Genomic DNA, 21,733 nt, shown 5'->3' with positions numbered 1-21,733 from the left:
TCAACTTTGCAGCAAGCTTGTCTCTTATGCCACTCGACAAAGTCCACAGATAGCCCGTTCACGTATAGTTTTCGTTACATTCCCCTCATCCTTGGTCAAAGTAGCGGCGATAACCGCTCCGGGAGAAGTAAATGAGGAAATCGAAGACATTACGTAAAACCGCAACCCCTGCCATGATCGCTGCGGCGCTGGCCTGCAACGTCGCCTTATCCGGTGCAGCGTCGGCGCAGACGATCATCGATACCTGGAAAGAGGTGAAGGTACCGTCTCCACCCGAACTCAAGCCGGTGAAGGTCGATCTGCCAACAACAGCGTTGCTGCTTCTCGATTTCAATGGCGCGCAGGATCCGACCAAGGGGCCATGCAACAGCAAGACCAAGCCCCGGTGCCTAGAGTCGCTTCCAAAGGTTGCCAAGCTGTTGTCCGAGGCGCGCGCCAAGGGCATGCTCGTGGTCTACAGCCTCGCAGGCGCCGGCACCAAAGCCGACATTGCCACCGTTCTGGCGCCTCGGGATGGCGAGGCGATCGTCAAATCCGGCCCGGACAAGTTCGTCAATACCGACCTCGACAAGATCCTGGCAGCCAAGGGGATCAAGAGCGTCATCGTCACCGGTACGGCATCCGAGGGAGCCGTGCTTGCGACCGCGAGCGACGCTGCATTTCACGGCATGAACATCATCCTGCCTGTCGACGCTATGTCGTCGACCGAACTCTATGCCGAGCAATATGTCGCGTGGCACATGACACACGCACCGGGCGTCGCGGCCAAGACGACATTGACGGCGATCGACATGATCTCGTTCTGAATGTGGAGGGCGCTGGAAGCAGCGCCCGTCCCGACCAGGCCTTGATAGGGTGTGACGCCACACGCCATGCAGGTGGCAGGAGTTGCTGCATGCTTAATGCAACTCATTCCCATTCGCACAATCTACCTGCAAGTCATTCTTATTACTAGATAAAAGCCATTTTAGCGGCTTGACAGCCGATGGCGCTTTTCTTATCTCTCGGCTCAGGGGATTGCTTTTCAGGAACACAGTATGACGCTCGCGCATCAGCGCGCAGTGCATCTTCCGTTGTTTTTCATAGAGCTTTCCGTCTTTTGTCAGGGCACCGGTCACCTCAACGACCGGATTGCGCTGCCGGCGGAGTAGGAATTGATGGACCGGTCACTGAAAATCGCACTCGGCAGTTTCGTTGTCAGCATCGTCGTGCTGGCCATTAAATATGCTGCGTTCTGGATCACCGGCAGCGTCGCGCTGTTCTCCGACGCGCTGGAGAGCATCATCAACGTCGTCACCGCTATGGCCGTCATTTTCGCTATCAAGGCAGCCGCGGTGCCGCCGGACGAGCAGCATCCCTACGGTCACCACAAGGCTGAATATCTCTCTGCCGTAGTGGTCGGCACAATGATCGTCGGCGCCGCAATTGCCATTCTCAACGAAGCCTATCATGGCTTCATCGCCCCGAAGCCGATCGATGCACCCTGGACCGGCATGATCGTCAGCACCGCCGCCACGATCCTCAACATCGGCTGGAGCTACGTCCTCATAAACCAGGGAAAGCTCCACCGGTCGGCCTCCTTGGTCGCCGATGGCAAGCATCTGATGGCGGATGTCGTCACCTCGCTCGGCGTGCTCATCGGCGTGGCGCTGGTAATCTTCACCGGCATCATCCAGCTGGATGCGATCATTGCCGCGCTGGTGGCGCTGCATGTGCTGTGGAGCGGATGGGGCGTCATCCGCGAAAGCGCCAGCGGCCTGCTTGACGAAGCCGCCCCGCCCGAAGAACTTGCGCTGATCCGCGGGGTGATTTCCGCCAATGCCAGCGACGCTCTCGAGGCGCACGCTCTGCGGACACGGCATGCCGGCCGCGTCACATTCATCGACTTCCACCTCGTCGTCCCGACCGCAATGACCGTCGGCGACGCCCATACGATTTGCGACAGGATCGAGGCCGCCCTGAAGCAAGCCGTGTCGGGCGCTATCACGACCATCCATGTCGAGCCGGAAGACAAGGCGAAGCACAAGGGCGTGATCGTTATCTGAGGCCTGGCGCCCTAGCATTCCAGTGTTCGAAGGCGGACCACGGTGGCCCACGACGTTCGAATGCCCTCCTACAAAATGCTAAATTTGACATTATTTAAATTAGAATATTCGAACGTCTTGTATATGGCGAAACTTCGCCCATAAATTGTATCTGGGATATTGATTCTTGGAGCTGCAATATCGGGGGCATGATGAGCAGACTGTATTTCGAACCATCCAGGGGACCGACTACCCGCGAAGCGGGAACTTACTCCTGGAACCTCGCGACGAATACAATCATGGCCAGCGCCAGCGTCGCTCAGCTATTCGACCTGCCAGCCGATCGCGTCAGACGTGGCCTGCCGATAGAGCGGTTCATCGAAAAGGTGCATGCGGAGGATCGAGGTGCCGTCGCGAGAGCGATCCACGAGGAAATCATCAGCGGCAGTCCCTATCAGCAAACCTATAGGGTCATCGACGGCGACGGGAAAACGACGCGGGTGATTGCATACGGCCAATGCTTCCGCGATCCCGCGGGCACCCCATCCCAATACGCCGGCATGATATTCCCAGTGAGCAATGCGACACCCGAGTGTCCTTCCACAGCACTTTTGCGGCTGTGCCAGACCGCCCGGAACGCCGCTGAAAGCGCCAACAACCACCCCGTCAGCCAACTGCTGGAACTCGCCGTCGCCAGCCTGACGTTGCCAGAGGCGGCTCCGATTACGGCGGCTGTCACGCGGCATTAGGATTCTGATATTCTGAAAAAAGTGGTGACCCCTGCTGGATTCGAACCAGCGACCACCTGCTTAGAAGGCAGGTGCTCTATCCAGCTGAGCTAAGGGGCCGGATGTTTTTGCTGCATTGAGATGGCAGCGTGGCGAACGGAGCCTGATGAATCAGTGCGTCCAGGGCTGGTTGCGATTGAAGCGAAAGTTGTCGGTGTAGGAAACAGTCTGGCGGACGGTTTCCTTCGGCGGGATTACCCGATACTCGATGCCGTTGCGGGTTGCGTAGGCCTCGGCCAGCTCCTGGCTTTCGAATGAAAGCTTCAGTTGCTGGCGCATGTCGTCGGACGAGGTGTAGCCCATGATCGGATCGATCTTTCGCGGGCTTTCCTGGTCAAACTCCAGAACCCAGCTGTGGGTCTTGGCCTTGCCGGATTGCATGGCGGTCTTCGCCGGACGGTAGATCTTTGCAGACATCGCTGCTCGCCTCCGAAAGAGCGGATTTCCCGCCGTTGCTGTCTATGTTCCGCAGATGATATCGCAAACACTGTCCGCGGCTAGGCATTGGGCTTTGCTTAACCGCGAATCCCTCTGTTTTCAAGCAAAAAGGCGAAGGCTGCGACACGCCCGCGCTGGCCTTTCGCAGCGCCGCCGCCGCTATCCCGGACTTGGCGCCCCAGCCACCTTTTTCCGGCAGCTGGCGAAGATGTCGAGGGCGGGGTCATAGACCTTGGTGCCGATGTCCATCAGGCCGAGCACGCTGTGAAAGAAGTTGTCGTGGGAGTAGGACGCCCCTGCCCTGGCCAAAAGGCAGGCCATGTCGAAGCCGGCAGACGCCTGCAGGTCGCCTGCCAGCCAGACGAGAAACGGCACACGCGTCTGCTCCGCCGGGGCAATGACATAGGGTGCGCCGTGGAGATAGAGGCCGTTTTCGCCGAGCGATTCGCCATGGTCGGAGACGTAGATCATCGCGCCCGCCACGTTGCCTTGATGAGCCTTCAGCCTGTTGATGACCTCCGAGACGATGTGGTCGGTATAGAGGATGGAATTGTCGTAGGCGTTGACAATCTCTTCGGGCTTGCAGCTTCCGAACTCGGCAGCGCGGCAATCCGGGGTGAAGCGCCGAAAATTCTCGGGATAGCGTAGGTAGTAGGCAGGGCCGTGGCTTCCCAGCTGGTGGAGCACCAGAACGCTGTCCTGCTTGGCGTTGGCGAGGTAGTCGTCGAGCTTGTCGAGGAGGATGGCATCGAGGCATTCGCCGTCCTTGCAGAAGCGCGGATCGGCCGCCTTCGGCAGGAAGGTGTAGGGCACGCGGTCGGCGACGCCATAAGCGCCGGTGTCGTTGTCCAGCCAGGTGACGTTGACCTTGGCATAGGAAAGCACATCCAGCAGGTTCTGGGTCTCCAGTCCCTTGCGGTGGCTGTACTCGGCGCGGGCGTAGATGGAAAACATGCACGGGATCGAGGTCGCCGTCGCGGTGCCGCAACTCGTCGTGTTGGGGAAATAGACGATATCCTGCTTCTTCAATTCCGGATTGGTATCGCGTCCGTAGCCTCCGAGCGAGAAATTCTGCGCCCTCGCCGTCTCGCCGGCGACGATGATCGTGACCCGTGGCTTCTGGCCCGGCGCAGTCCGGTGCGCGTCCGTGCCGATGGGGGCGGCAACGATGTTACGGTCTCGTTCCGTGCCGACGAGATATTTGACGGCGCTGACGATCGGCACGAAGGGGTTGAGCGTCAGGACGAGATCCGGGTTCTTGCGGCCGACGGCAGCGTAGGTGCGCGAAAAGCTAAGGCCGGCTACCACGAATATGGCAAGGCATGGGGCAATGACTGCGAGATTATAGCCGAGCTTGCTGAGAAACGGCCGATGAAGGACCCGCACCCAGATGATGAAAAGCGACGGCAGGATGCCGGTCAGGATCACATGGGTGGCAAAGCCTACCGTGATCAGGTGCCCCGCCTCGGCTGTGGTCGTCACCGCCGCATTGCGGATCATCTCGCGATCAATGATCGTTCCGAACTGGTGGGTGAACCAGGACGATACCGAGGCTACCAGGACGAAGAAGACCAGCGCCGGCTTGATCAGGTACTTTGCCGAGGGAATGATCATCACGGCCGATATCAGCGCGCAGACGCCGACGACGAAAGCCACGAAGGCGATAGGATCGCTCGAGAGGTAGGTGTGAGCCCGCGTCCAGAATGTGTAGTTGGTGAAAAGGACGATGTAGAGGCTCGTCAACAGGCAAAGCGTGACGCTGCCTACTCGTGGACGGAATGAATGGCGCCCGCCCCCGCCGGCATGATCGGTCAATAAATCTTCTCCAGATGGAAAGACAGGGACGACTTCTGCAAGCCGCCCGGAATCGGTACTGCCCTAGACCCCACAAAAGCGGCGGCACTTAGGTGAGTTTCCTGACAGCTACCTGAACAGGCGGGACGTGCACAGAAATAGAGCGTGCCTTATCTCTCTGGATAAAGTTTGCTTACCAGCTGAAGGTCAGGCGCACCAGGAAACAGGGCGGTCCATGCGACGGTGGGCGAGGCCCTCGCGCACCAGGGTATCCCCGAAGGACTGGCCGGCGCGCAGGACGCGACGCTGCGTTGTGCCCGCAGGCTCTGTGGTCGACGATGCCGGCTGGAGCGTAAACGGGCCGGCGTTGAGCAAGGAGAGAAGGCGCAGCTTGGCGGCATTGGCGCGCCGCTCTTCCTCGACGCAACGCGAGGGGCCGAGCGTCGGTGTGTCGATATCGGCAATGCGGATCCTCGTGCCGCGGACCCAGAACGTGCTGCCGTCGAAGACGCAGTTGATATGCGTGCCCTGGCCGCAAAGACCGAAGCTTTCGGAGACGGATGTCGCAGTCAAGGCGGAGGCCGGCTGCGGGCTCGGTGTCGGAACGGGCATGGCGACGGGAATGGGCGCTGGCGGAACCGGGCTGTTGTCCACGGCACGGACGGCCGGAGCCTGCGGCCTGGCAGCCGGTGACGGGAGGGCGGCTACCACGGGTGCAGCAACGGTGCCCTTTGCCAGGGTCGTCAATTCAGGCTTGATGGACTGCCAGTGATCGTATCCGACAATCGCCAGCACTGTCGCAACGGCCAACCATGGCAGAATGCTTCCGCCGCCGCCGCTTTTCTTTTTGGCCGTCCTGCGGGCTGGTTTTCGCGTGCTGCGCCTTTGTGCCATTATCCGCTCCTTCACTAGCGAGCGGCATTATCCCAGCCAACCCTTTCCGAAAGGTTGGCGCCGGGGTGGAAACAGGCTGACCGAGATCGAAGATCTCGCACACTTTGGGATATCTCGGGGCGACAGGTTTTTGACTAGCGGGCGTGAAACAAAGTGCCGGTTACGAACGATTTGAAGAGGACGCCGCTCTGGTCGTTATTGTCATAGTAATCGTCACAGCCGTGGAAGCGGTGGTCGCGCCGGTGGTGATCATGATGATGACTGCGGTTCCTGACCTGAATGACGTCTGGGGTGCCGGTCTGCACCGAAGTCACACCAGAAATCGGCATCGAGGCCGCCGGAGCGACGGTCATGAGTAAGATAGAAGCGCCGAAGACTGCGGCGGTGGCGATCTGGCGGACATTTATCATGTCGGTTTTCCCTAAAAATGCTAGTGGGCTATCCTAATGCGGATCGCACATCCTGTCACGGACCACGTCCCATCCCGTAAAAAAACCCGGCTGACTTATCATCAACCGGGTTTCCATCAAAACGACTGGCCGGCCGTTTAGCGGCAAACGCGCATCTTCTTGACGACCATATGACCGTGGCGGTCGCGGTGCTTTACCGTCTTCATCATGCAATGCTTCTGGTGCATGCCGTGCATATTGTGACGCATGGACATGTCGTCAGCACGAGCAGCTACGCCCGACGAAAGGGTTGCAGCCAGTGCAACTGCGGAAGCAAGAATAAAATTGCGCATTTTGGACCTCATTTGGAATTCACAACGCCATAACGGCAAAGAGTTACAAAGGGTTCCTTCTTATTCCAGGGATCACGAAAATGTGCATGACAGAGCGCTGAGGGTCAGTGGCTGGCAGCGGAGCCCGCGCAGTCGATCATGCCTTGTCATTTTCGGTGCTTGCCGGTCGCCTTCGATCGTCTCTCCGACGGTGCGTCACAGCCTGTCCAGAACCATTTCGCGCCGCAACATCTGCCCGCAATAAACTGTCACACAGCGTGTCTATAAAACCGCTGCCAAGGGCTGCGTGGGGCCTGCAGCCTTGTCGATCAAAAGGAAATAGGGATTATGTTCAAACTCAATCATTATATGGGTCTGCCGGGCGTGAAGCGCTGCCTGACGGCTGCTGGCGCTGCGGCGATCAGCCTGTCGCTCGCTCTGCCGGCTGCCGCTGCGCCGGTCAAGTTCGACTTCTGGTTCGGCCTGTCGGGCGACCTAGAACGCGTCGTCCAGCAGATGTGCAAGAACTTCAACGAGTCGCAGAAGGACTACGAAGTCGCCTGCGTCAGCCAGGGCAACTACGACGCCACGCTGCAGAACACCATTGCCGCGTTCCGCGCCGGCAAGCAGCCGGCCGTCGTGCAGGTCTATGACGCCGGCACGGCATCGATGATGCTGTCGGGCGCGTATTATCCTGCCGGCAAGCTGATGGAAGAAAACGGCTACAAGATCGACTGGAACGACTATTTCCCGGGCATCGCCCGCTACTATGCGACCTCCAAGGGCGAGCTGCTCTCCTTCCCGTTCAACTCCTCGACCGCTTTGCTCTACTGGAACAAGGACTCCTTTGCCAAGATCGGCAAGACGGAAGCACCGAAGACGTGGGAAGAAGCAGCCGACGACATGAAGGCGCTGAAGACCGCCGGTTACCAATGCCCGATGGCGATCAACATCTCCAACAACGAGAGCTGGCAGTTGATGGAGCAGTTCTCTGCCATCCACAACCAGCCGATCGCAACCAAGAACAACGGCTATGACGGCCTCGACGCCCGCCTGACGGTCAACAAGACCCTGTTCGTCAAGTACGTGACCGACCTCAAGAGCTGGTATGATCAGGGTCTCATCAAGATCAAGAACAAGGATCTTGGCCAGGACATGGTCCAGGCCTTCGCATCCGGCGATTGCCAGATGATCATGACGTCGGTCGGCGATCACGGCACGGTCGGCAAGACCCAGAAGGCCGGCATGGCCTGGGACGTTGCCGAACTTCCGGTCTATGCCGGCACCGAGCGCAAGAATTCGCTCGTCGGCGGCGCTTCGCTCTGGGTTCTGCAGGGCAAGTCCAAGGATGAGTACAAGGCCGCGGCTGCCTTCCTCAACTTCATCCACGATCCGAAGACCGCGCTCTTCTGGTCGACCAACACCGGCTACATCCCCGTTACCAAGTCGGGGTTCGATTACATGAAGTCCACCGGCTTCTACGACAAGGCACCCTACAAGGGCCGCGAAGTCGCCATCGCGAGCCTGACGGCCTCCGAGCCTACGCCGATCACCCGCGGTATCCGTCTCGGCAACTTCACGCAGATCCGCGCTGAATTCGGCACCCAGATGCAGGCGATCTTCTCCAACAAGGTCAGCGTCAAGGAAGGCATCGACAACCTCGTCAAGAACGGCGACGCCAACCTCGAACGCTTCGAACAGACCTACAAGGGCAAGACCCTGCCCTGATACCGAATGCTCGCAAACCGGCGCCGTCCAACCTTGGACGGCGCTTTTTTATCATGAAGCACAGTTCTTCGAGCCCGATGCCTGCCGGAAAAAATCATGGAAAAGCGAACAACATTCAACAAGTCGACCATCGGTATACTGTTCGCGGTACCGCAACTCCTTCTCATCTTCACCTTCTTCTATTGGCCGGCGGGTCAGGCGGTCTTCTGGTCGCTGACGCTGCAGCAGCCCTGGGGCGGCGGCAATATCTTCGTCGGACTCGACAATTTCAGATCGATCCTCACCAATGCCGAATACTGGAACTCGGTCAGCCGCAGTCTCGTGTTTGCGGCAATCAGTACCGGCTTGTCGATGACGGTGGGTCTCGTGCTCGCGGCTCTGACAGACAGGCAGTTGAGAGGCTCGAAGTTCTACAGGGTCGTGCTCATCTGGCCGTACGGAATTGCCGCGCCCGCGCTTGCCCTTGCCTTCCGCTTCATCCTGGCACCTGAAGCCGGCATCATTTCCGTGGTGAACCATTGGTGGCCGGGGCTTTGGGATCCGGGCCTCGATGGTTTCGATGCGATGGCATCCATCATCGCCGCGTTTTCATGGAAATACATCGGCTACAATTTCATCTTTTTCCTCGCCGCCTTCCAGAGCATCCCCCGGTCCCTCATTGAAGCCGCCGCCATGGATGGTTCAGGTGTCATGCGGCGCTTCAAGGACATTCAGTTTCCGCTGATCACACCGACGATCTTTTTCCTGCTCGTCATCAACATCACCGAGAGCTTCCAGGACTCGTTCGGCATCATCGACATCATGACATCGGGAGGCCCAGCAAACTCCACGAACCTGATGGTCTACAAGATCTATTCCGATGGCTTCAAAGGCCTCGATTTTTCCGGCGCGGCTGCCCAGAGCATCATATTGATGGCCCTGATCGTCTTGCTTACCATTTTCCAGTTCCGCTTCATCGAGCGGCGCGTGCACTACCGCTGAGGCAATCATGGTCGAACGTACCCCCCTATTGGACTTCTTCACGCACCTGATCCTGTTTCTAGGATTTTTGGTCGCCGCAGCGCCCTTTGCCATGGTCGTCATCGCGTCGACCCACAACCTGACCGATGTCAACCAGACACCGATGCCGTTGATTCCCGGCAGCGATTTCTGGGTCAACATCAAGACTGCCTGGGTCAACGCCAACCTTGGCTCGGTTTTGCTGAACAGCATGATCGTCGCCGTTGGCGTTGCCGCCGCCAAGGTTCTCGTCTCGGCGCTGACAGCCTTCTCGATCGTCTACTTCCGCTTTCCAGGCCGCAATGTGATGTTCTGGATGATCTTCATAACGCTCATGCTGCCACTCGAAGTCCGTATCGTCCCGACCTACGCCGTCGCCGCCGACGTGCTCTCGCCGTACCAGACCATATTGGACGTCACCGGCGTGACCTGGCTCATCCAGACCCTCACCGGCGTCGAGCTCAAGATGAACTTCGGCCTGCTTAACTCCTATCCGGGCCTGATCCTGCCGCTTGTCGCGACCGCCACCGGCACCTTCCTGTACCGCCAGTTCTTCCTGACGATACCGGACGAGTTGACGGAAGCCGCCCGCATGGACGGTGCCGGTCCGGTGCGATTCTTCATCGATATCCTGATGCCGTTGTCGCGCACCAACATGGCGGCGCTCGGAACGATCATGTTCCTTTGGGCGTGGAACCAATATCTCTGGCCGCTGCTGGTGACGACCGATCCCCACCGCTACGTCGTCGGCACCGCGCTGCAGAAGCTGGTTCCGAACTTCGGCGGCATACCGGAATGGAATATCGCCATGGCCGGAACGCTGATCATGATGCTGCCGCCGATGATTGTCGTTGTCCTGATGCAGCGCTGGTTCGTGCGCGGGCTGATCTCCACGGAGAAGTAAGCCTACTTCCCTTCGACCCAGACCAATATGATGGCGGGCCTCGTGCCCGCCATTTTCGTTCCCGCCCGCGACTGCTCATGAAAATGCCGCTGGAGTAGGGCTCCAACGGCATTAGATAGACCATCTTGATAAATTCACGTCAGATCAGGAGACCAGTTCCAGCTTCCGCACCGGTGCCGTTTCCGGCAGGTCGAGGCGCAGGTCGGTTTCGTTGGAGAACAGGTGGATGTGCTCGGCAGGCAGGTGCAGGGCGATCTCCTGGCCGGTTTCGCTGGTGATATGGTCGGAAATGCTGAGCGCGAAGTTCGAGCCGTTGATGTCGGAGTGGATGACGCGACCGGCGCCGAGCTCCTCGACGAAATCGACAGTCGCCGGGATGCTGCCTGGCGTCCCCACCGGCACCATGTAGGCGTGCTCAGGACGAATGCCGAGGGCTGCAGCGCGCCCGGCATTGGCCCTGCCGATGGCCGGATCGACCGGGATCGGAATGCCGTCGAAGATGAAGTGCGTGCCGTCTGCGGCGAACGAGCCCTCGAGAAAGTTCATCGCGGGAGAACCGATGAACGAGCCGACGAAACGGGTGCGCGGCTTGTTGTAGACTTCCAGGGGCGTGCCGACCTGCTCGACTTTGCCTTTGTACATCACCACCAGCTTGTCGGCGAGCGTCATCGCCTCGACCTGGTCGTGGGTGACGAACACGGAGGTGGCTGACAGGCGCTTGTGCAGGCGGCGGATCTCGACGCGCATCTGGACGCGCAGCTTGGCATCGAGGTTGGACAGCGGTTCGTCGAACAGGAAGACTTTCGGCTCGCGGATGATGGCGCGGCCCATCGCGACGCGCTGACGCTGGCCGCCGGATAGCTCGCCCGGCTTGCGGTCGAGAAAATCCTCGAGGCCGACGATGCGCGCCGTTTCCTTGATGCGGCGGTCGCGTTCCTCTTTTGGCACGCCGGAAACCTTGAGCGCGTAGCCCATGTTGGCCGCGACGTTCATGTGCGGATAGAGCGCATAGTTCTGGAACACCATGGCGCAGCCGCGCTCGCGGGGCTCCAGCTGATTGACAACCACGTCGTCGATGACGATCTCGCCGCTGGTGATATCCTCGAGGCCTGCGATCATCCTGAGCAGGGTGGACTTGCCGCAACCGGACGGCCCGAGGATGACGACAAACTCACCGGAACGAAAATTCAGATCCACGCCGTGAACAACCTTGTTGCTGCCATAGGCCTTGCGGACCTGTTCGATGCGGATTTCTGCCATGCTACACTCCTTGCCGATATGGCCGGAGAGCTAACCACGTTGCATAACAGAACGGTGACAGCCCTCGGAGAATCTGATGCGACACTGCATTTCGCTTGCTTTCACGGCGGCATCCGGCGCCGGGGACAAGGCTGCGCGGGTTTTCGCCGCAAGCCTTGAAACCTTTGATCCGACAACAACGTAGATGCGTAACAGACTTCAATCAGAAGGAAAAAGGGGGATGACAGCAGTGACGAAGGCGAGCGGATGCACCATCCTTTGGTTCCGAAAGGACCTCCGGCTCGACGACAACCTCGCGCTGCATGCCGCCTGCGAAAAAGGCCGGCCGATCATTCCCCTCTATATACGCGAACCCGATAAAGACGGCACGGGACCGCTCGGCGCCGCACAGCGCTGGTGGCTCCACCACTCGCTGACCGCGCTTCAGGCGTCTCTCCGCAACCTTGGCAGCGACCTGATATTTGCAAGCGGCGAGGCACTTTCCGCGCTCTCCAGGCTTATCGAAACCTCGGGCGCGACCGGCGTCGTCTGGAACCGCCGCTACGACCCGGCCGGTATCGCCGTCGACACCGAGATCAAGCGGCAACTCGCCGAGCGCGGCATAGAGGCTACCAGCTTCGCCGGCCAGCTGCTGCATGAGCCTTCGAAGCTGATGACCGGCGGAGGCACACCCTACCGCGTGTACACGCCGTTCTGGCGGGCGCTCGAAAGCCGCGGCGAGCCGCCGGAGCCGCTGGATGCACCGAAGGAAATCACAGCCCCTGAAGCGTGGCCGGACAGCGAGCCATTGTCGGACTGGAAACTGCTGCCGACAAAGCCGAACTGGGCGCTGTCGTTCTCCGACGTCTGGGTGCCGGGCGAGGCATCGGCTCGCGAACGGCTCGACGACTTCGTCGACGAGGCGCTGACCGGTTACAAGGCGGATCGTGATTTCCCGGCCAAGCCCGCGACCTCGATGCTTTCTCCGCATCTGGCACTCGGCGAGATATCGCCGGCCCGCATCTGGTATGCGACGCGCAACCTCCCGAAGAGCACGCCGCAGGACGACGTCATCCATTTCCGCAAGGAACTGGCCTGGCGGGACTTTTCCTATCATCTGCTGTTTCACTTCCCGGCCCTTCCCTCCGCCAACTGGAACAAGCGTTTCGACGCCTTCGAATGGAGGACGGAAACGGATCTGTTCGAGGACTGGACGCAAGGGCGCACAGGTTACCCCATCGTCGATGCCGGCATGCGGCAGTTGTGGAAGCATGGGTGGATGCACAATCGCGTCCGCATGATCGTCGCCTCGTTCCTGATCAAGGATCTGCTGATCGATTGGCGTAAGGGCGAGGAGTGGTTTCGCGATACGCTCGTCGATGCCGATCCCGCCAGCAATGCTGCCTCCTGGCAGTGGGTCGCGGGCTCCGGGGCCGACGCCTCGCCGTTTTTCCGCATCTTCAATCCCATCCTGCAGGGCGAGAAATTCGATCCCGAGGGGACGTATGTCCGCGAGTTCGTTCCGGAACTGGCCGAACTCGGCAACAAGTACATTCACCGGCCGTTCGAGGCACCGGCATCGGTGCTCGGCAAGGCGGGCATCGCCCTCGGCAAGACCTACCCCAACCCGATCGTCGACCACGCAAAGGCCCGTGACCGGGCGCTGAAAGCCTATAGTGCAGTAAAGGACGCCGCATGAACGCCCTGTTTGCAGACCCTGGACACAACGGCGCCCACCGCATGAAAATCGCGGTAATCGGCTCCGGCGTTTCCGGCACCTCCGCCGCCTGGGCGCTTCACCCGGTGCACGATGTCACGCTCTACGAAAAGGCGGACCGGGCGGGCGGGCACACGGCAACTGTCGATATCGACTATGACGGCACGCCGATTTCCGTCGACACCGGGTTCATCGTCTACAACGAGCAGAACTATCCGAACCTGACGGCGCTATTTTCCGAACTGGGTGTCAAAACCCATGCCAGCAACATGAGCTTTGCACTATCGCTCGACCGCGGCAGGATGGAATGGAGTGGCGATAATCTGGGGACGCTGTTCGCCCAGAAACGCAACCTGCTACGCCCATCCTTTCTCTGGATGGTGCGCGAGATCATGCGCTTCAACAAGACCTGCCTTACGGACCGCGCCGCGGGCCATCTCGCCGAACGCTCGATCGGCGACTACCTCGACTGGCGGGGTTTTTCGCCGGGCTTCACCAACAACTACCTGATCCCCATGGCGGCCGCCATCTGGTCGACACCGGCAGCGCAGATGCTCGACTTCCCCGCCGAGCATTTCGTCAATTTCTTCGACAATCACCGCCTGATCTACCTCAAGCAGCACCAGTGGCGCACGGTTACCGGGGGAAGCCGCAACTATCTGGAAAAGCTTCTGTCACCGCTCGGCGACCGACTGAAGCTGTCATGCGGTATCCGCGCCGTCCAGCGTCGCGACGATCACGTGTTGATCACCGACGAGCATGGTCGCGAAGCGATCTACGACAAGGTGATTTTTGCCGCCCACAGCAACCAGACCCTGGCGATGCTGAAGGACGCAACGCCCGAAGAACGACGCCTGCTCGGCGCTATCCCCTACGGCCCTAACCGTGTCGTGCTCCACCGCGACCTCTCCCTGATGCCGAAGCGCCGCAAGGTCTGGGCGTCCTGGAACTATCTCCGCTCCAGCGCAGGCGAAGGCGAGAAAGGCTGCGCTGTCAGCTACTGGATGAACCGGCTGCAAGGCATTCGTGACGACCATCCCCTGTTCGTCACCCTCAACCCTGATCGCGAACCCGATCCGTCTAAGGTGTTTGCCGAGTATTCCTACGACCACCCGCAATTCAACGGCGGCAGTATGGATGCACAATTGCGGCTTGCCAGCATACAGGGGCGGAACCACAGCCATTTCGCCGGCGCTTGGACTGGATACGGCTTCCATGAAGACGGCCTGACCTCCGGTCTCGCGGCAGCCGAGGCGCTCGGCGGCGTCATCCCGTGGCGCGCCCCGAGGCAGGCTGCCGTCCGTGCCAAGCAAGAACTTGAAGTCCTGGTATGAGGAAGCCTCTGGAAAAGGGCGGTGTCAACCTCGAGCGCAACGGTCCGGTGCCTCTTGTGCCCGCTGCGCTCTATACCGGCGAGGTGATGCACCAGCGCATGAAGCCGTTCGGACACCGCTTCCAGTACCGGGTGTTCTCGCTGTTCGTCGATCTCGATCGTCTGGTCGAGGCGGACAGACTGTCGGCCCTGTTTTCAGTGAACAAGAGAAACCTGGTGGCTTTCCATGAGAAGGACCATTGCGGCGACAGTGCCACGCTACGCGCCTATGCCGACGGACTGCTGGCAGACGCCGGTCTTCCAGAACGGGCCGCCCGCATCGTGCTGGTCTGCTACCCGCGCATCCTCGGCTACGTCTTCAATCCGATTTCCGTCTATTACGCCTACGACGCCAACGAGCGCTTGATGGCTGCCATCTACGAGGTCCGAAACACGTTCGGCGAGCGGCACACCTATGTGTGCCCGGTCAGCGACGGCGAGATGACCGAAAGTGGACTGCGCCAGAGCTGCGACAAGATTTTTCACGTTTCGCCCTTCATCCCGATGCAGATGCGCTATCATTTCCGCATGCTCCCGCCGGGCGATGAAATTCGCTGGCGTATCCTCGAAACCGATGCGGAGGGTCCGTTGCTGGCGGCCACATTCACTGGACGTCGGCAGACAATGGCAACCGCGACGCTTCTCGCGCTGACAGTCCGCATCCCATTCCTGACCCTGAAGATCGTCGCCGGCATTCACTGGGAGGCACTGAAGCTATGGCTCAAGGGGGCTAAATACATCCCCAAGCCAAAGGCTCCGCCTCCCGTCAGCATCAAGCCGCAGCGCATAACCCTGGAGGCCGCAGAATGACTTGGGATTCCCCGACAATAGATGCCAAGGACTGGCAAGTCCCGGTCGCACATCATATAGGTGCAGGAGCCAAGCCAATTGCTACCGGAGCATCGATGACTGACAGGCAGGACTGGACGAAATTCGCCGAGGGCGCCGAGATTCTGACGCACGACAACATCGCGCGCGTCTCCAAGGGATTGCCGTTTAAGGCGCGACTTGCCCTTCGCGGGCTGCTGCAGATGCAGACCGGTTCGCTCGCCATCCAGATGCCGGACGGCCGCAAGGTAGTCGTCGTCGGCAAGATGGAGGGTCCCAAGGCGGCCGTGACGCTGCGAAACTGGAAGCTCGCCTACCGGGCGCTGCTTACGGGCACGATTGGCGTCGCGGAGACTTATATGGACGGCGATTGGGACAGCCCCGACATCGTGTCCTTCCTGCAGCTTTTCCTGATCAACGGCGAAGCAGCCGACCAGTATGCCAACGGCACCGGCGGCATCATGCAGGTCGTCGAGAAGATCCGCCACTGGATGCGCGGCAACAGCAAGGCCGGATCCAAGCGCAATATTTCGGCGCATTACGATCTCGGCAACGACTTCTACAAAGCGTGGCTCGACCCGAGCATGACCTATTCCTCCGCGCTCTATTCGACCGGCGCCAACGACCTGCAGTCGGCCCAGAATGCGAAATACCGGGCCTTGGCAGAGGCCACCGGCATCAAGCCGGGCGACCATGTGCTGGAGATCGGCTGCGGCTGGGGCGGGTTTGCCGAATTCGCCGCGCGGGAAATGGGGTGCCGCGTTACTGGCCTGACCATCAGCCGCGAACAGCTGGTCTTCGCCGAAGAGCGTATCCGCAAGGCTGGCCTCAGCGATCGCGTCGATTTCCGCTTCCAGGACTATCGCGACGAAACCGGTGTCTACGACAAGATTATCTCCATCGAAATGTTCGAGGCGGTTGGGGAGAAATACTGGTCGACCTATTTTTCCAAGTTGAAGGACTGCCTGAAGCCGGGTGGCCAGGCTGGCCTGCAGATCATCACCATCAAGCCAGAGGCCTTCGCGAAGTACAAGGCCAACCCGGACTTCATCCAGAAATACGTCTTTCCCGGCGGCATGCTCCCGACGCCGGAACATCTCCTGGCGCTGAGCCGGAAGGTCGACCTGTCGATGGTCAAGGATTTCGGTTTCGGGCTCGACTACGCCCGGACGCTGGCTGAATGGCGCGACCGTTTCTGGGCCGCCTGGGAGCGGGTGAAGCCGCTTGGGTTCGATGACCGTTTCAAGCGGCTCTGGGACTTTTACCTGTTTTACTGCGAGGCGGGCTTCCTCTCGCGCAATATCGACGTGCGCCAGGTGGTTTTTGCCAGGGCGTGACGCGGACGGACTGCGTTCACCGCAGTCGAGCGGTCAACGACAGATCGGCTGGTGGCGGCTTCTGGCTTACGCGCTGCCGGCAGCGCCGCTCGCAGCGCTCGGCCTGCCGCTCTATGCGGTGGTGCCGACCTACTACACCGAAACCATAGGCCTCCCCCTTGCCGGCGTCGGCTTCGTGCTGCTGCTGGTGAGAATATTCGATGCCGTATCCGATCCGCTGGTCGGCATGGTCGCGGATCGCTTCCGACCTCGCTTCGGCCGACGTCGCCTGCTTTTTTCGCTTTCGGTACCCATCGCCTCGCTTGCCGCGCTGATGCTCTATTCGCCGCCACCGGGTGTGACGCTTCTGTGGCTTGGCGTCTGGGGCGTAGTGCTGTCGCTCGGCTATACGATGGCGATGGTGCCCTATTCGGCATGGGGGGCGGAGCTTATCGACGACTACAGCGGGCGCACATCGCTGACCAGCCTTCGCGAGGGCATCTCATTGATCGGGGTGCTGATTGCCATCGTCGTGCCGTTCGCCATCGGCATGGAGCGCGGAGCTCCAATTTCCGGGCTCGCCGTGCTCGGGATCGTGGTCGCGATCAGTCTGCCGGTCTCGGGCCTGATAGCCGTGATCTTCGTGCCGGAACCGCGCGAGCATAGCGTCGCCGGGATAGCCCTCCGACAGAGCCTCGGATTTCTTGCGGCAAACATGCCGTTCGTCCGCCTGCTGATCGCGTATTTCATCAACGGCTTTGCAAACGGCATCCCCGCGACACTCTTTCTCTATTTCGTATCGGACCGGCTTGGGTTGCCGCAATCGCGCGGGCCGCTGCTGTTCGTGTATTTCCTGTTCGGCATCGCCGGTGTTCCGCTGGCGACGCTGGCTGCCAGACGCTTCGGCAAGCACCGCGCCTGGTGCATTGCGATGATCGTTGCCTGTGCCGCCTTCGTCGCGGCACCGCTGCTGCCTTCCGGTTCGCTCTATGGTTTTGGCGCGATCTGCATCGTCACGGGCCTTATGCTGGGGTTCGATTTGTCTCTGCCCCCGGCAATTCAGGCCGATGTCATCGATGTGGACACCGCCCAATCCGGCTCGCAGCGCGGCGGCCTCTATTTTGCGGCCTGGGGTCTGGCCACCAAGCTGTCACTGGCTGCGGGTGTTGGGCTGATTTTTCCGCTGCTATCTGTCTTCGGCTTCGATGCTGCGGCCGGCGCCGGCAACCGGCCGGAGGCTCTCTGGACGCTGGCCATCGCCTATGCGTGGATACCCATCGCGCTGAAGCTCGCCGCCGTGGCGCTTATGTGGAATTTTCCGCTCGACGAGGCAGCGCACAAGCTGTTGCGCTCCCGCATCGACGGCAGCAGGCCAGCCGCTACTCGGCTGGATGCGGAGAGGGATCGCGCGGAGACTCCACCGCGCGCTCGGGCCATCCGGTAAACCGGTTGATGACCTTGAAATAGAGATTGTAGGGCAGGAATTTCAGCAGCTTCAACCGTAGTGTAAAACTCTTCGGAAAGCTGATCTCGAAGGAGAGCGACTTCAGGCCTGCGGCAATCTCATCGGCAGCGACCTGGGCGGTCACCAGCGACGGCATAGGGAATTGGTTGTTCTTTGTGGCTTCGGTATCGACGAAGCCCGGATTGATGACCTGGATTCGGATGCCGAGTTTATCGAGATCGAATTTCAGGCTTTCGGCCATGTTGATGAGCGCCGCTTTGGTGGCTCCATAGGCAGCACTTGTCGGCAGCCCTCCGTAGCCGGTCACAGACGAGACGATAGCAATCTGGCCCTGCCCCTTCGTCTTCATGTGACGGACTGCGGGGATCAAACAATTGACCACGCCGGACAAGTTGACGGAGAAGCTCCGCTCGAAGTCCTCGTGTTTCAGATGCGCACCGTCGACGGGCAGATAGACGCCGGCATTGAAGATCGCCATGGCCAGAGTGCCGTGCTGGTACTCTATGGCGGCGACGGTGTGTTCCATGTCCTCGGCACTGGTAACGTCGCCATCGAGAACGATGATGCTGCCGGCAAGTCCTGCCGCCTCCAACTGGAGTTCGAGCAGCTTGTCATGGTTGCGGGCGGTCACGGCGACCCGGTACCCCTCACCCGCCAGCTTGAGCGCGAGCGCCCGTCCAATGCCCGAGCTGGCTCCGGAAATCCAGACGATCCCATGATCGGGTCGGGCGACATAGTCACGCATCTCGTTTGCTCCTCGGCGGGTCCGGTTCAACACCAGGCGATGTCAGAAAGTTCCTGTCCAGCAGTTTGTCGCTGCCGATAGCACGCTATTGTGGCTGCTTTCAGCCGAGCAGGTCGCCAACGAGACGCGTCAGCGGCCCCTTGAATTTTATCGGCGCCTCGAGCACCGAAAAGGCAATGCAGGGCCGGTCGTTTTCGGCGACCGGCCGGTGTACGATGCTGTCGTCGGCGATCGATATCTCGCCCGGCCCGTAGCGGCCGCGCGCATCCGAGAATGCACCCTCCAGCACCAGCGTCAACTCGGCGCCCTCATGGGTGTGGGTCGGCAGCTTCCTGCCGGCTCGGATCCACATCAGGTTCACCTTGCAGCCATCGATTTCGCCAAGGCCGTATTTCTTGAAGCCCGGCAACTTGCTGCGCCACGGGATATCCGCAAGATCGTAACCGATGAAATCGCGCAGCGTCTGTGGCAACCCGCCGTCACCTGATCTTTCGACCGGTCGTGGCGCCGGTTCCGACGAGGCCGGCGACGCGAAAATTGCAGCAAGCCGGGCGTTCCTGTCACCGGGATTTGCGGCGGGCATCTGTTCCAGAGCCTCGCCTGCAAGTGCTTCCAGATCATGGACGATTAAACGATTGATGGGCTGCATCTCGAGATGGGCAGCAACAAGAATGCGGGCAGGTTCCGGAAGCGAGCCGGCAACATAATGCGCCATAAGCGCGTCGAAAGTATCGATCTGATTGCCCACCATATTCGTTCCGACCAAGACCGTTCACCCGCTCGAACTTTTCTGCTGACGCTTACGCCAAAAGTCAATCAACAGATCACCAAGGCAGACTTATTGCTTGGGGCCAATGAATTTTATCGCACCGGCCGCCCTATGAGAACGGTATTTCTTGCCAATGCCGCCTTGTGGAGAGAAAAGACCGTTCTTACAATAGGATCAAACAGAAGGCAGATCCCATGAGCGTTTACCCCTCCGTCCTCGAAGCGATCGGCCACACACCTCTTATCAAGCTGAAGGGCGCCTCAGAGGCGACCGGCTCGACGATCTATGGCAAGGCGGAATTCCTGAACCCTGGCCAGTCCGTCAAGGATCGTGCGGCGCTCTACATCATCCGCGATGCCGAGAAGAAGGGACTGCTGCGGCCGGGAGGCGTCATCGTCGAGGGCACGGCCGGCAACACCGGCATCGGCCTCACTCTTGTCGCCAAGGCGCTGGGCTATCGCACCGTCATCGTCATCCCGGAAACGCAGAGCCAGGAGAAGAAGGACGCGCTGAGGCTGCTCGGCGCGGAACTGGTCGAAGTTCCGGCTGCCCCTTACAAAAACCCCAACAATTACGTCAAAGTCTCCGGCCGGCTCGCAGAACAACTGGCAAAGACCGAGCCGAACGGCGCCATCTGGGCGAACCAGTTCGACAACCTCTCCAACCGCCAGGCGCATATCGAGACGACGGCGCGCGAAATCTGGGATGATACGCACGGCAAGGTCGACGGCTTCATCTGCGCGGTCGGTTCCGGCGGCACGCTGGCCGGGACGGCGATAGGTCTGCATGGCTTCAACAAGGGCATCAAGATCGGCCTCGCCGATCCCGAAGGTGCATCGCTCTATGAGTTCTATGCGCATGGCACGCTGAAATCCGAGGGATCGTCGATCACCGAAGGTATCGGCCAGGGGCGCATCACAGCCAATCTCGAGGGCTTCAAGCCTGATTTTGCCTACCGGATCTCTGATGCGGACGCATTGCCGATTGTCTTCGACCTTGCAGCACATGAGGGGCTATGCCTCGGCGGCTCCTCAGCCATCAACATAGCCGGCGCGATGCGGATGGCGAAGGATCTCGGCCCCGGGCACACCATCGTCACCATCCTCTGCGACTATGGCAACCGCTACCAGTCCAAGCTCTTCAACCCGGACTTCCTGAAATCAAAGGGCCTGCCTGTGCCGGATTGGCTGACGGCGTCCCCGCAGATTTCCGTTCCCTATGAACGGGTCGCGTGATTGCCGATGACAGTCGAGGCGCTCTTCCGTGACGATTTCTATCTGTCGACCGTCGAGGCGACGGTGACTGCAGTGCACGAGGACGGCAGCATCGAGGTCGACCGGACCTGCTTTTATGCAACATCGGGCGGTCAGCCCGGCGATACCGGATTTCTGGAACGCAGCGACGGCTCAAGGATCATGCTTGGCCAGGCCCGCCATGGCGCGACCAAGGACATTATCCTGCACACACCGCTCGAAGGCGAGGCCGTGCCTTCCGTCGGCGAGACAGTGGTTCTGCACATCGACTGGCCGCGCCGCTACCGGCTGATGCGGATGCACACCGCCTGCCATCTCCTGTCAGTCGTCTGCCCCTACCCGATCACAGGCGCTGCCGTCGGCGAAGACGAGAGCCGCGTCGACTTCGACATGAGCGAGGCGATCGACAAGGACGATGTGACGGCGAAGCTTATGACGCTCGTCAACGAAAATCACCCGATCACCCTGCAATGGATTACCGACGAAGAGCTTGCGGCCAATCCGGGCATCGTCAAGTCCAAGAACGTTCGGCCTCCGATAGGACTTGGCCGGGTCAGCCTCGTCTGCATCGGCGAGAGTTCGTCCGTTGACAGCCAGCCCTGTGGCGGCACACATGTGTCGGAGACGCAGGAGGTCGGCGCGATCTTCATCGCCAAGATCGAAAAAAAGGGCAAGGAAAACCGGCGCTTTCGCATCCGCTTCGGAACGCCCGGGCAAGAAGCCTGAACAGCATGGAGAT

The 21,733-nt window shown here is 60.3% G+C and carries 21 protein-coding genes and 1 tRNA gene; 13 read left to right on the top strand and 9 right to left on the bottom strand.

Translation table 11 applies throughout. The annotated features are described in order from the left end of the window. Positions 1–131 precede the first annotated feature (131 nt). The 3 genes from J5274_RS11970 to J5274_RS11960 all read left to right on the top strand — a co-directional run bounded on the left by J5274_RS11970 (position 132) and on the right by J5274_RS11960 (position 2,773). Positions 132–806 carry a cysteine hydrolase family protein gene (locus tag J5274_RS11970; protein ID WP_142822497.1) on the top strand — a complete coding sequence of 225 codons (675 nt, stop codon included), beginning with the start codon at positions 132–134 and terminating at the stop codon, positions 804–806. Between the two features lie 351 nt (positions 807–1,157). Then, a complete protein-coding gene (locus tag J5274_RS11965) occupies positions 1,158–2,045 on the top strand; it encodes a cation diffusion facilitator family transporter (RefSeq protein WP_142823579.1) in 888 nt (295 codons plus the stop codon). 278 nt (positions 2,046–2,323) lie between these two features. Then, a complete protein-coding gene (locus J5274_RS11960; protein ID WP_161991060.1) occupies positions 2,324–2,773 on the top strand; it encodes a PAS domain-containing protein in 450 nt (149 codons plus the stop codon). A gap of 22 nt (positions 2,774–2,795) precedes the next feature. Here J5274_RS11960 and J5274_RS11955 read toward each other — a convergent pair. From J5274_RS11955 to J5274_RS11930, 6 genes are all read right to left on the bottom strand, one after another. Further along, positions 2,796–2,872: transfer RNA gene (locus J5274_RS11955), tRNA-Arg, on the bottom strand. 51 nt (positions 2,873–2,923) lie between these two features. After that, positions 2,924–3,229: an ETC complex I subunit gene (locus tag J5274_RS11950; protein ID WP_142822494.1), complete on the bottom strand. Its 306-nt coding sequence runs from the start codon at positions 3,227–3,229 to the stop codon at positions 2,924–2,926. A gap of 180 nt (positions 3,230–3,409) precedes the next feature. Beyond that, positions 3,410–5,065, bottom strand: coding sequence for a phosphoethanolamine transferase (locus J5274_RS11945; RefSeq protein ID WP_219274600.1), 1,656 nt, complete (start codon positions 5,063–5,065; stop codon positions 3,410–3,412). A gap of 186 nt (positions 5,066–5,251) precedes the next feature. Continuing rightward, on the bottom strand, positions 5,252–5,938 hold the full coding sequence (locus J5274_RS11940) for a thermonuclease family protein (RefSeq protein ID WP_142822490.1): 687 nt from the start codon (positions 5,936–5,938) through the stop codon (positions 5,252–5,254). Positions 5,939–6,072: 134 nt separating this feature from the next. Next, positions 6,073–6,348 (bottom strand): hypothetical protein, encoded by a 276-nt coding sequence (locus J5274_RS11935; RefSeq protein ID WP_142822488.1) that lies wholly within the window; start codon positions 6,346–6,348, stop codon positions 6,073–6,075. A 137-nt stretch (positions 6,349–6,485) separates the two neighbouring features. Further along, complete coding sequence (locus J5274_RS11930; protein ID WP_142822481.1) at positions 6,486–6,680, bottom strand: hypothetical protein; 195 nt, start codon at positions 6,678–6,680, stop codon at positions 6,486–6,488. 348 nt (positions 6,681–7,028) lie between these two features. On the opposite strand from J5274_RS11930, the gene J5274_RS11925 reads away from it, so the two are divergent. The 3 genes from J5274_RS11925 to J5274_RS11915 all read left to right on the top strand — a co-directional run bounded on the left by J5274_RS11925 (position 7,029) and on the right by J5274_RS11915 (position 10,290). Further along, positions 7,029–8,387: an extracellular solute-binding protein gene (locus J5274_RS11925; protein WP_142823578.1), complete on the top strand. Its 1,359-nt coding sequence runs from the start codon at positions 7,029–7,031 to the stop codon at positions 8,385–8,387. Positions 8,388–8,483: 96 nt separating this feature from the next. Beyond that, entirely contained in the window at positions 8,484–9,368 is an 885-nt protein-coding gene (locus tag J5274_RS11920) for a carbohydrate ABC transporter permease (RefSeq protein WP_142822479.1), read from the top strand. Positions 9,369–9,375: 7 nt separating this feature from the next. Then, entirely contained in the window at positions 9,376–10,290 is a 915-nt protein-coding gene (locus J5274_RS11915) for an ABC transporter permease subunit (RefSeq protein WP_142822477.1), read from the top strand. 144 nt (positions 10,291–10,434) lie between these two features. On the opposite strand, the gene J5274_RS11910 is transcribed toward J5274_RS11915, so the two are convergent. Then, positions 10,435–11,550 carry a sn-glycerol-3-phosphate import ATP-binding protein UgpC gene (locus J5274_RS11910; RefSeq protein WP_142822476.1) on the bottom strand — a complete coding sequence of 372 codons (1,116 nt, stop codon included), beginning with the start codon at positions 11,548–11,550 and terminating at the stop codon, positions 10,435–10,437. Positions 11,551–11,770: 220 nt separating this feature from the next. On the opposite strand from J5274_RS11910, the gene J5274_RS11905 reads away from it, so the two are divergent. The 5 genes from J5274_RS11905 to J5274_RS11885 all read left to right on the top strand — a co-directional run bounded on the left by J5274_RS11905 (position 11,771) and on the right by J5274_RS11885 (position 18,206). Beyond that, positions 11,771–13,228 carry a deoxyribodipyrimidine photo-lyase gene (locus tag J5274_RS11905; protein ID WP_142822474.1) on the top strand — a complete coding sequence of 486 codons (1,458 nt, stop codon included), beginning with the start codon at positions 11,771–11,773 and terminating at the stop codon, positions 13,226–13,228. After that, positions 13,225–14,580 carry an NAD(P)/FAD-dependent oxidoreductase gene (locus tag J5274_RS11900; RefSeq protein ID WP_142822472.1) on the top strand — a complete coding sequence of 452 codons (1,356 nt, stop codon included), beginning with the start codon at positions 13,225–13,227 and terminating at the stop codon, positions 14,578–14,580. The genes J5274_RS11905 and J5274_RS11900 overlap by 4 nt, the downstream gene beginning before the upstream one ends. Next, a complete protein-coding gene (locus tag J5274_RS11895) occupies positions 14,577–15,428 on the top strand; it encodes a DUF1365 domain-containing protein (RefSeq protein WP_142822470.1) in 852 nt (283 codons plus the stop codon). The genes J5274_RS11900 and J5274_RS11895 overlap by 4 nt, the downstream gene beginning before the upstream one ends. Before the next feature lie 95 nt (positions 15,429–15,523). Next, complete coding sequence (locus tag J5274_RS11890) at positions 15,524–16,783, top strand: cyclopropane-fatty-acyl-phospholipid synthase family protein (protein WP_142822468.1); 1,260 nt, start codon at positions 15,524–15,526, stop codon at positions 16,781–16,783. Continuing rightward, positions 16,770–18,206, top strand: coding sequence for an MFS transporter (locus J5274_RS11885; RefSeq protein WP_224128474.1), 1,437 nt, complete (start codon positions 16,770–16,772; stop codon positions 18,204–18,206). Before J5274_RS11890 ends, J5274_RS11885 begins: the two co-directional genes overlap by 14 nt. On the opposite strand, the gene J5274_RS11880 is transcribed toward J5274_RS11885, so the two are convergent. Together J5274_RS11880 and J5274_RS11875 are read right to left on the bottom strand one after the other, a co-directional pair. Then, positions 18,142–18,972, bottom strand: a complete 831-nt coding sequence (locus J5274_RS11880; protein ID WP_142822467.1) for an SDR family NAD(P)-dependent oxidoreductase — start codon at positions 18,970–18,972, stop codon at positions 18,142–18,144. The two genes, J5274_RS11885 and J5274_RS11880, sit on opposite strands and share 65 nt — an antisense overlap. Before the next feature lie 100 nt (positions 18,973–19,072). Further along, positions 19,073–19,723 carry a ChrR family anti-sigma-E factor gene (locus J5274_RS11875; RefSeq protein ID WP_142822465.1) on the bottom strand — a complete coding sequence of 217 codons (651 nt, stop codon included), beginning with the start codon at positions 19,721–19,723 and terminating at the stop codon, positions 19,073–19,075. A gap of 212 nt (positions 19,724–19,935) precedes the next feature. Between J5274_RS11875 and J5274_RS11870 the strand changes: the two genes are divergently transcribed. Both J5274_RS11870 and J5274_RS11865 read left to right on the top strand, forming a co-directional pair. Next, a complete protein-coding gene (locus tag J5274_RS11870; protein WP_142822463.1) occupies positions 19,936–20,976 on the top strand; it encodes a cysteine synthase A in 1,041 nt (346 codons plus the stop codon). A 6-nt stretch (positions 20,977–20,982) separates the two neighbouring features. Beyond that, positions 20,983–21,720, top strand: a complete 738-nt coding sequence (locus tag J5274_RS11865; RefSeq protein ID WP_142823576.1) for an alanyl-tRNA editing protein — start codon at positions 20,983–20,985, stop codon at positions 21,718–21,720. Positions 21,721–21,733: the final 13 nt, after the last annotated feature.

Origin of the sequence: Rhizobium sp. L51/94, from assembly GCF_019355555.1 — a bacterium.
In the GTDB taxonomy this organism is placed as follows: domain Bacteria; phylum Pseudomonadota; class Alphaproteobacteria; order Rhizobiales; family Rhizobiaceae; genus Rhizobium; species Rhizobium rhododendri.
The sequence above is the reverse complement of the archived record's forward strand: the minus strand, read 5'-3'. Positions and strand labels throughout refer to the sequence as shown.